The following is a 10,041-nucleotide window of genomic DNA, read 5'->3' as shown; positions in this document are numbered from 1 at the left end:
TCAAACGCCCACGCTTATCGGCTGTATATTTTTAAAGAACCCAAAAAAACAAGTCTCTTAACTTGCCTTCGTTTGCTTCACCGTGATCAGCGAAGCCTTGTATTCTAGCACGCATTTTCTGCGTTTTCAGGACTAATTAGCTCTTGCTACTTTTTCATCCAACCCTTGACTGCTGTGCTTTAAACACTAACTAGGCAGTTGACTTGGGAATGATCCGTTTGTCACGCCGTTTGCGTCGGGAGACGAATTATGGCAGGGAATTGCGCCTTTCGCACACCTGCGAGAATATTTACTTTGCCAATGGCGCCTTTTAGCCAAATGAACCCATCCCACATGCTGCCTCTTATCGCCACCATATTTGTTGCGTTGCCATGGCTCAATCCGTTTTCCCCAGGGCCTACGCCTGCTGTTGGGCCGTTTTTATTTTCATGGTTATGCGCTTCGCTCTTATGGTTAACACTACTTGTGCTGCACATGAAAGGGGCCTCCCAAAATGGCGTGCGCGCTGTTGCTTGGGGATGGCTGTTGGCCGCCGTGGCGAGCGCTGCGATCGGCCTTTTGCAATATTTTGGCGCCACCGATTGGGCCGATCTGTGGGTAAACCACACACGGCTCGGCGAGGCCTACGGCAACCTGCGCCAGCGCAACCAGTTTGCAACCCTCATGAACATCGGCCTGGCAGCGCTGCTCTGGGGAACTGCAACTTTGTACGCCACCGCCAGCAGACCATTGTTATCCGTCAAATTTCAGAGCTCGACCGCCCTACTGCTCTCGGCAGCAATACTGCTTGGCGCCGCCAATGCCGCATCTTCTTCCAGAACAGGCTTGTTTCAATTGGCTTTGCTGTCGGCATTGACTTGGGCTTGGCAGAGGCAGACAAATAGAACACAACATCAGCACACGCGCCTGCGGCCGGTTTATGTGGTTTTGTTTGCCGCACTACTGGCCTACGGGGCGGCCACAGTGGCCTTGCCTTTATTAGCAGGGCTTGATCCGTTTGCCAACGGTGCGTGGGCGCGTTTGCGCTCCGGCGATGCACTTTGTAGCAGCCGACTCACACTGTGGAGCAATGTGCTGCATTTGATTGCCCTGAAGCCTTGGCTTGGCTGGGGCTGGGGTGAACTTGATTACGCGCACTTCATCACCCTCTACCCGGGCGCACGGTTTTGCGACATTTTGGATAACGCACACAACCTGCCACTGCACCTGGCGGTCGAGCTAGGGCTGCCGATTGCACTATCAACATGCGGCGTCATTCTGTGGCTGGTGTGGCGGGCCCGCCCTTGGCGCGAATTAGATGCCACCCGACAACTGGCCTGGGCTGTGCTGGCGGTCATTGCGATGCATAGTCTTCTCGAATACCCGTTGTGGTACGGGCCGTTCCAAATGGCGGCACTGCTGAGTGTTTGGCTGCTGTGGCACGCACCGGAGTCCCTGCAAACAGCCCATAATTCCAAGCCTTTTGCCTACCCAGCCCTTTATATAAAAGCGCTTCCAACTCTATTTGTCATAGCGTTTTGCGCCTATGCAGCGTGGAATTACCAGCTCGTCAGCCAAATCTATTTGGCACCCACGGCGAGAATGGCAGATTACCGGGACGACACCATGAAAAAACTCGGCACGGTTGCGCTGTTCCAGGACCAGGTTCGATTTGCCAACCTGACAACCATCGAACTCGACGCACAAAATGCCAGGGAAGTGCACGCCCTGGCGCTTGACATGCTGCATTTTTCGCCTGAATCCCGTGTCGTTGAACAGGTGCTTGAAAGTGGAAAGCTTCTGGGGAACACGGCAGAAGTGCGCTTTTTTACTGCACGTTACAAAGCTGCTTTTCCCGCGGCCTATACCAAGTGGGCGGCAGCTCAGGCAACGCAGTAACGCGCGTTGCAGTCAAATTCGCCAAGACCCGGTGCAGCCACCCGCCCACTGGCCGCACGATAGAGTTGACAACCGATCCAAAGCCACGGCCACAACTGCTTTAAACGCCCGCTACAAAGCTGCCGGATTTACCCCCGTGCTTTTCCAGTAGCCTGCAGTCAGTGATCGCCATGCCACGGTCCACCGCTTTGCACATGTCGTAAATGGTGAGCAGCGCCACTTGCACCGCAGTCAGGGCTTCCATCTCGACCCCAGTTGGGCCAACTGTTTCTACAGTTGCGGTGCAGAAAACGCTGTCAACCCGGCTGTCATTTGCACGAAGCACTTCAAATTCAATCGCTACCCGGGTTAGCACAAGCGGGTGACACAGCGGGATCAGATCGCTGGTTTTTTTGGCCGCCATGATGCCTGCCACACGCGCAATCCCCAACACATCGCCTTTTTTGGCGGATCCAGATTCAATCAAGGCCAAAGTGGTGGGCAGCATCTCGATGCGGCCACCGGCAATGCCGATGCGATGGGTGGAGGCTTTGGCGGCTACATCCACCATGTGGGCTTGGCCCTGGGCGTCAAAATGGGTAAGCTGGCTCATGTCAGGTGGGGTTACGAATAAAAAAGGATGCAAAGGTGGCTTCACCGAACCTTTACGCGCAGATGGCATCATACGAGCAACCTACGCAAGAGGCATAACCGCTATGTCGCTGTCCTCGTGCCAAGCAAGGAGCTGAATCGCATGCATTCATTGAAGACAAATAGGCTTATAACCCTTATTAAGCAAGCGCAAGTAGCTATTTTTATAGTAGCGACATGCACGCTGACACCAAACCAATTGAACGCGCAAACCTCGGCGTCAAGCGTGCTGCCACTGTTGGGCGATGCAAGCGAAATCAGCAGTGGTGCCGAGCGGCGCTTGGGCGACCGAATTGCACGCGAGTTGTACCGCGACCCCGACTATATTGATGACCCCGTGCTGGCCGACTATGTGCAAGACATCTGGCAACCGCTGTTGGCAGCAGCCAGAGCGCGCGGCGACTTGACGCCCGAGCTTGATGAGCGATTTGCCTGGCGCATCGTGTTGGGGCGCGACCGCAGTGTCAACGCCTTTGCCCTGCCCGGGGGTTACTTGGGCGTGCATTTGGGGCTGATGGCCGTGGTGAGCAGCCGCTCAGAACTGGCGTCCGTGCTGGGTCACGAGCTCAGCCACGTCACACAACGCCACATTGCCCGCATGATGACAAAGAGCAGCCAACAAACGCCGTGGATGATTGGGGCCATGATTTTGGGCGCGCTGGCGGCCAGCAAAAATGCAGAGGCTGGCAACACGCTGATCGTTGGCGGCCAGGCGCTCGCTGCCCAGGCTCAACTCAATTTTTCACGCGACATGGAACGCGAAGCCGACCGCATTGGCTTTGGCGTGATGACCCAGGCGGGCTTTAAAGCGCAAGGTTTTGTCAGCATGTTTGACAAGTTGCAGCAAGCGTCCCGATTGAACGACAACGGTGCTTACCCTTATTTGCGCAGCCACCCGCTCACCACCGAGCGCATGGCCGACATGCAGGCACGCCTGCCGCTGGGCGCGGCCCATCCGGGCCACATCGTCCCAACCATGCCACACGCCATGCTCACGGCACGCGCGCGGGTGCTGTCAAACCCCGGCGTGGACGCACTGCGCGCCTGGCAGGCACAAGTGGATGACGTCGCGCTCGAAAGCCAGCCCGCTTCAGTGCAAGCCGGCGTGTTGTATGGCGCAGCCATGGCGGCAAGCCGCCTGCGTGAATCGGCACAAGCCCGCAAACAATTTGAGCGCCTGCAAATCTTAGCTCTGACAGAACCCGAAGCCAGCCTGCAGGCACGCTGGCTGGGCATTGAGATCGCACTGGCAGCACGTGATTTGTCCCGCCCGCAGGTGCTGGCGTTGGGCAATGAAGTTGGCACGAACCTCTCGGATGTGACGCGCACGCGTCGACCGGAATTGTTGTTGCAAGCCCAGATTGCCATGCAGGCCGGCACCCCGGCAGCGCTTGACACGGTGGCGCAGCGGCTGCAAACCTGGGTCAGTCTCCAGCCTCAGGACGCGCTGGCTTGGCAATGGCTGGCCAGCATTTACGCGGCGCAAAACCAGAGTTTGCGGGCCCTGCGTGCCGAGGCAGAGGCCAAGGTGGCGCACCTTGACTACGCAGGTGCGCTGGACCGGCTCAAGGGCGCCCAAGACCGGCTGCGCGCACCCGGTGGCGCGGCGGACTCCAGCGCGGACCACATCGACGCATCGATCATCGACACGCGTTTGCGGCAAATTCAGGCTTTATTTAAGGAACAGGCGCTGGAAAGCTGAGTCGATCACCAAGCCGAGCACAGAATAGATCAACGACCCCCACAGCGCCGCGCCAAAACCACGCACAGCAAAACCGTCCAGCACCCCGGCGGCAGCCCAGAACATCAGGGCGTTGATGACAAACAAAAACAGACCCAGCGTGACCACGGTCACCGGCAACGTCAGCACCACCAGCACCGGGCGCAGCACCATATTAAAAAGGCCGATGACAAACGCAGCGATCAACGCAGCGCCAAAACTGCTGACCACCACGCCGCTGTAAAGGTAAGCCACACACAACAAGGCGGCAGCACTGAGCAACCATTTGAGGATAAGTTTCATAGCCCGCAGATTAGCACGTTGCCCTGCATCAGGCCACTGCCTGCCACTGACGTTTGCGCCACCCGCCTGAATGCCACCGTACTGCCAAACAGCCACTGTCAGAACCGTATGGACGACTCACCCACGAGGGAACTGCTCCCCTTCGCGGAATGACTAGCGCCAATGCCGCACATACCCCGCCGCTGCCCGGGGTGATGCAAACCAAGGGCTATCATGCCCACCCCATGACAAGCATCCACATCACCGACATCGAATCAGCCATCAATTTCTGGCGCACCAAAACTCCCAGTGTGGGCAGTAACGCCTTGCCACCCGAGACCCGGGCGCTGGCCGAAGTTTATGGCGTGATGGCATTCGAGGGTGCTAATGAAATCAGTGAAGCGGCCCTGCCAGTTGCTGCGCTTGCTGCTTGGCTGACCTGGTTTGACAGCACGCCAGACACGCCCTGTATTGCGATTTGCTCGACCAGTCAGGGCGATGATGTCTGTAAGGGTTGCGGGCGCACCTTTGCCGAAGTGCAGTACTGGACGCAAATGCGGCCAGTTGAGAAACGCGTCACCTGGCGACGCATCACCCAAGAGGGCACGGCTTGGCGCTTTAACAAATACGCCGAGCGTGCCACAGAAAAATCAGAGCGAAATACCGCCTGAGACTTCAATCACCTCGCCATTGATATAGCTGGCTTCGTCGCTGGCCAAAAAAGCGTACACATTGGCGATTTCTTCGGGCTTGCCCAAACGGCGCAATTGCACCTTGGCGCTGAGGTCTTGCAGCACTTTTTCAGGCATGGCGGCCACCATCGGGGTGGTGATGAAGCCCGGGGCCACCGCATTCACACGCACGCCCTTGGGGCCCAACTCGCGGCTCCAGGTTTTGGTAAAGCCAATGATGCCGAACTTGGTGGCCGCATAGTTGGTCTGGCCAAAATTGCCATACAAACCCACCACCGAACTGGCGCTCAAGATCACGCCACTACCCTGGGCCACCATGCCATCAGCCACGGCTTGGGCGCAATGGAACACACCGCGCAGGTTGACATCGATCACCTTGTCAAACTGTTCGATGGTCATTTTTTGCAGACGCGCATCTTGTGTGATGCCCGCGTTGTTGACCAGCACATCAATGCGGCCGAATTTTTCTTTGACCTGCGCCACCACGGCGTCGACCATGGCGCGCTGTGTCACGTCCATGACAAAGCCCAGTGCGGTGGCGCCGAGCGCCTGGCATTGCGCCACAACCTCGTCCACGCCCGCCTGCTTGACGTCGCACACGATGACAATGGCGCCTTCTTTTGCAAATTTGAGTGCAGTGGCCTGCCCAATGCCCTGTGCCGCGCCGGTGATGATGGAAACTTTATTGGAAAGGCGATCTGTCATGGAAATTCCCCAGAGTGGTAAAAAGTGAGACCAACTAAATATTAGCCGTGCTAGATTGCAGGAACTTGACGTTTAGCAGAACTTGCATGAACAGCGCACCAAGTCGGCGCATACCAATTCGCCATCTTCAACCTTTTCTACAGCGACTCGCCATGTCTGATTTTTTTAACCGACACAGGTCCGTCATCGGTAGCCTGCTGGTGGCCTTGCAATTTGGCTTGCTGTTGCTGCTGGCCGTGTTGGCAACACCGCGAATGTGGCAGGGCAACTTGTCCGTTACCAGTTTGGGGCTGGCTGGCCTGTCCGCGCTGCTGGGCGTGTGGACCCTGGCGTACAACCGTTTGGGCAATTTCAACATCCACCCGACGCCAAAAGCGTCGGGCACCTTGATCACTGGCGGGCCCTACCGCTGGATTCGCCACCCAATGTACAGCGCCGTGCTGCTGGGCGCGGCGGCCATGGCTTGGGCGATTGAGCCTTTGGTTGGCATCGCGGCGTGGTGTGCCTTGGCGCTGATCCTTCTGACCAAAGCAAGTCTTGAAGAGCGTTGGCTGCGCGAACACCACGCGGGGTATGCGGCCTATTGTCAGCAGTGCAAACGCTTTGTGCCGTGGGTGTTTTAGCAGGCCCTCACACGCGCTGCACCTCGACCAGGCAGTCATAAAACGTCGGGCCATGGCCCAAGTCAGTCAGCTTCTGGCTGGTGAGTTGGTTCACATTGGTGCCATCCAGGCCCAGCTTGCGCCACCAGATACCCAAGCCGTTGACCACACCCGGACGCGCGCGTTCGCTCACCCGCGCGTGGCAACTGTGGCTGCCGCGGCCATTGAATACCCGAACCGTGTCGCCGCTGGCAATGCCACGCGCCGCCGCATCCTGCGGGTGAATTTCCAGCAAGGGCTCACCCTCAATGTCACGCAAGCTTTTGACGTTGACAAAGGTCGAGTTCAAAAAATTGCGCGCCGGCGGCGAGATCATGGCCAAGGGGTAATCGCCTGAAGTGTGCGCAGCTTCATGGTTGGGCACATGGTCTGGCAGGCCATCGAGGCCCTGCTTTGCGAGGCGTTCGCTGAAAAACTCGCACTTACCAGATGGCGTGGGAAACTGACCTTGGGCGAACGGCGCCTCTGGCGTTTGCAAAGTGGCAAAGCCCTGGGCCAACAACACCTCAAAATCCACTGCATCGCCAAAAGCCTGGCGGCACAGTGCCTCATCCGAGTCCTGAAAACAGGGCTCGGCAAAGCCTAATCTGGCCGCCAGCTCCCGAAAAATCTGGGTATTGGGCTTGGCGCCTCCCAGCGGCGCAATCGCCGGGCGATTCAGCAGCGCATCGGTGTGTCCGTAACTGCTGTGCACATCCCAATGCTCCAGCTGGGTGGTGGCGGGCAAGATGTAGTCGGCGTAGTCTGCGGTGTCGGTCTGAAAATGCTCCAGCACCACGGTGAACAGGTCGTCGCGCGCAAAGCCTTGCACCACCTTGGCAGACTCGGGCGCCACCGCCACCGGGTTGCTGTTATAGACGATCATCGCCTCAATGGCCGGGCCAAAGTCAGCGCTGCTCTGGCGCAGCAAGTCGTTGCCAATGGTCACCATGTTGACCGTGCGCGGCGTGCGCGCTGCCAACAAATCAGGCCGCTGCAAGGCGGCTTTTTGAACCGGAAAAGTGCCCGAGCTTGACAGCAAAACGCCGCCTGCACGGTGCCGCCAGGCGCCAATCAGCGCGGGCAGGCTGGCGATCAAGCGTACCGCGTTGCCACCGCCATGCACCCGCTGCAAGCCGTAGTTCATGCGGATGGCAGCCGGTGAACCTCCTGGTGCCTGGGCTGATGCATTCGTTGACGCACCAGATGACGCTGCGGCGCCAGCACCATAGTCGCGCGCCAAGACACGAATCTGCTCAGGGGTGATGCCGCACACCGCCGCTGCCCGCTCGGGCGACCAGGTCAGGGCCCGCGCACGCAGCGCCTCCCAGCCCAAGGTGTAGCGCGTCAGGTAATCATGATCGAGCCAGTCGTTCTGAATCAGCTCATGCATCAGCGCCAGCGCCAGCGCACCGTCGGTGCCAGGCAACAGAGCAATGTGTTCGTGGCATTTGTCGGCAGTTTCACTCTTGCGCGGGTCAATACAAATCAGCTTGGCGCCCGCTCGTTTTGCGGCGTTGGCATAGCGCCAGAAATGAAGGTTGCTGGCAATGGAATTGCTGCCCCAGATCAAGATCAGTTTGGCCTCGGCAAAAAACTCCACCCGCATGCCGACCTTGCCGCCCAGCGTTTGCACCAGGCCTTCGCCTCCGGCGGCGGCGCAAATGGTGCGCGCCAGTTGCGATGCACCCAGCTTGTTGAAAAACCTCGCCGCGATGCTTTCGCCTTGCACCAGGCCCATGGTGCCGGCGTAGCTGTAGGGCAGGATGGCTTGCGGGTCGCGTGCGGCAATAGCCTGCAGGCGCGCCGCAATGTCGGTCAGTGCGGCGTCCCAGCTCACCGGCTCAAACTGCCCCGCGCCCTTGGGGCCGACGCGTTTCAGCGGCTGCAGGATGCGCTCCGGGTGATAAGTGCGCTCGGTGTAGCGTGACACCTTGGTGCACAGCGCGCCGTCGGTGTGGGGGTGCGCCGGGTTGCCTTGCACCTTGACGGCAACCCCGTTTTGCACCGTGGTCAGCATCGAGCAGGTGTCAGGGCAGTCGTGCGGGCAGGCACCCAGCACTTGGGTAGCGTGGACCTCGTCGGACAAAGCAATGTGGGTCATGGTGGTATGCGTAGTTAAGGCATGATTGTGGCTGAAGCGGCTCCCGTCGCGCCAGCAGGCCGACCCGAATCGTTACCGACATGGCGGCCTTGCTTGCCGAGAAAATATATAAGTTTTATGCCTCTAGCCCTTTATTTATAAGCGTAAGCAGCTATGAATTTAATAAATGACATTGCGACTCAGCAGGACAAGTTGGTGGCCCTGCGGCGCGACATACATGCCCACCCCGAGCTGTGTTTTCAAGAGCAGCGCACCTCGGACATCGTGGCCGCCAAACTGACCGAGTGGGGTATCCCGATGCATCGTGGCCTAGGCACCACGGGTGTGGTGGGCATCATCAAAGGCGGAACCTCTGACCGCGCAATTGGCCTGCGCGCCGACATGGACGCGCTACCCATGCAGGAGGCCAACACCTTTGCGCACGCCAGCACCCACCCCGGCAAGATGCACGCCTGTGGCCACGACGGCCACACCGCCATGCTGCTGGCCGCTGCGCAATACCTGGCCACCCAGCGCAACTTTGACGGCACGGTGTATCTGATTTTTCAGCCGGCCGAAGAAGGCGGCGGTGGTGCACGTGAGATGATCAAAGACGGCCTGTTTGACAAATTCCCAATGCAAGCCGTGTTTGGGATGCACAACTGGCCCGGTTTTGCCGCGGGGCAATTTGCCGCCAGCCCCGGACCGGTGATGGCGTCGAGCAACGAGTTCAAGATCACCATCCAGGGCAAAGGCGGCCACGCTGCCATGCCGCACAACGCGCTAGACCCGGTGCCGGTGGCCTGCCAACTGGTGCAATCGTTTCAAACCATCATCAGCCGCGTCAAAAAGCCGATTGACGCCGGCGTGATTTCGGTCACCATGATCCATGCGGGCTCTGCCACCAACGTGATCCCGAACAGCTGCGAACTTCAGGGCACGGTGCGCACGTTCTCGCTGGAGGTGCTGGACCTGATCGAAGAGCGCATGCGCGTCATGACCCAGCACACCTGCGCCGCGTCGGGTATGACAGCTGAGTTTGAATTCAAACGCAATTACCCTCCCACCATCAATTCCGAACCAGAGGCTGAGTTTTGCCGCCAGGTGATGGCCAGCATCGTGGGCGCTGACAAGGTGCAGGCGCAAGAGCCCACCATGGGCGCGGAAGACTTCTCTTATATGCTGCAAGCCAAGCCGGGTTGTTACGCCTTCATTGCCAATGGCGACGGTGACCACCGCGACATCGGCCATGGCGGTGGACCATGCATGCTGCACAACGCCAGCTACGACTTCAATGATGACTTGTTGCCGTTGGGGGCCACTTACTGGGTGCGACTGGCTGAGCGCTGGCTGGCCAAGTCAGTCTGATGAATGCTATATATTAAATAGCTGCTTACGCTTATTTAATAA

At 58.7% G+C, this 10,041-nt stretch carries 9 protein-coding genes; 5 read left to right on the top strand and 4 right to left on the bottom strand.

The window, feature by feature from the left end; translation table 11 throughout:
* Positions 1-474: 474 nt before the first annotated feature.
* Positions 475-1,878 carry a Wzy polymerase domain-containing protein gene (locus PHQ58_RS17620; RefSeq protein WP_300113449.1) on the top strand — a complete coding sequence of 468 codons (1,404 nt, stop codon included), beginning with the start codon at positions 475-477 and terminating at the stop codon, positions 1,876-1,878.
* A 100-nt stretch (positions 1,879-1,978) separates the two neighbouring features.
* On the opposite strand, the gene moaC is transcribed toward PHQ58_RS17620, so the two are convergent.
* Positions 1,979-2,470: a cyclic pyranopterin monophosphate synthase MoaC gene (gene moaC / locus PHQ58_RS17615; protein WP_300113446.1), complete on the bottom strand. Its 492-nt coding sequence runs from the start codon at positions 2,468-2,470 to the stop codon at positions 1,979-1,981.
* 141 nt (positions 2,471-2,611) lie between these two features.
* Here moaC and PHQ58_RS17610 point away from each other — a divergent pair, with 141 nt between their 5' ends.
* On the top strand, positions 2,612-4,210 hold the full coding sequence (locus PHQ58_RS17610) for a M48 family metalloprotease (protein WP_300113443.1): 1,599 nt from the start codon (positions 2,612-2,614) through the stop codon (positions 4,208-4,210).
* Here the strand turns inward: PHQ58_RS17610 and PHQ58_RS17605 are convergent.
* Positions 4,181-4,531: a phage holin family protein gene (locus tag PHQ58_RS17605; RefSeq protein ID WP_300113440.1), complete on the bottom strand. Its 351-nt coding sequence runs from the start codon at positions 4,529-4,531 to the stop codon at positions 4,181-4,183. The two genes, PHQ58_RS17610 and PHQ58_RS17605, sit on opposite strands and share 30 nt — an antisense overlap.
* A gap of 224 nt (positions 4,532-4,755) precedes the next feature.
* Here PHQ58_RS17605 and PHQ58_RS17600 point away from each other — a divergent pair, with 224 nt between their 5' ends.
* Positions 4,756-5,181 carry a DUF3717 domain-containing protein gene (locus PHQ58_RS17600; RefSeq protein WP_300113463.1) on the top strand — a complete coding sequence of 142 codons (426 nt, stop codon included), beginning with the start codon at positions 4,756-4,758 and terminating at the stop codon, positions 5,179-5,181.
* Here PHQ58_RS17600 and fabG read toward each other — a convergent pair.
* Entirely contained in the window at positions 5,161-5,907 is a 747-nt protein-coding gene (gene fabG, locus PHQ58_RS17595) for a 3-oxoacyl-ACP reductase FabG (protein ID WP_300113437.1), read from the bottom strand. The genes PHQ58_RS17600 and fabG overlap by 21 nt on opposite strands.
* 152 nt (positions 5,908-6,059) lie before the next feature.
* Between fabG and PHQ58_RS17590 the strand changes: the two genes are divergently transcribed.
* Positions 6,060-6,530 (top strand): isoprenylcysteine carboxylmethyltransferase family protein, encoded by a 471-nt coding sequence (locus tag PHQ58_RS17590; RefSeq protein WP_300113434.1) that lies wholly within the window; start codon positions 6,060-6,062, stop codon positions 6,528-6,530.
* Positions 6,531-6,537: 7 nt separating this feature from the next.
* On the opposite strand, the gene PHQ58_RS17585 is transcribed toward PHQ58_RS17590, so the two are convergent.
* A complete protein-coding gene (locus PHQ58_RS17585) occupies positions 6,538-8,652 on the bottom strand; it encodes a molybdopterin oxidoreductase family protein (protein ID WP_300113431.1) in 2,115 nt (704 codons plus the stop codon).
* 153 nt (positions 8,653-8,805) lie between these two features.
* Between PHQ58_RS17585 and PHQ58_RS17580 the strand changes: the two genes are divergently transcribed.
* Positions 8,806-9,999, top strand: a complete 1,194-nt coding sequence (locus tag PHQ58_RS17580; protein ID WP_300113428.1) for a M20 aminoacylase family protein — start codon at positions 8,806-8,808, stop codon at positions 9,997-9,999.
* Positions 10,000-10,041 lie beyond the last annotated feature (42 nt).

The organism is Rhodoferax sp. (assembly GCF_028688795.1).
GTDB lineage: Bacteria > Pseudomonadota > Gammaproteobacteria > Burkholderiales > Burkholderiaceae_C > Rhodoferax.
The sequence above is the reverse complement of the archived record's forward strand: the minus strand, read 5'-3'. Positions and strand labels throughout refer to the sequence as shown.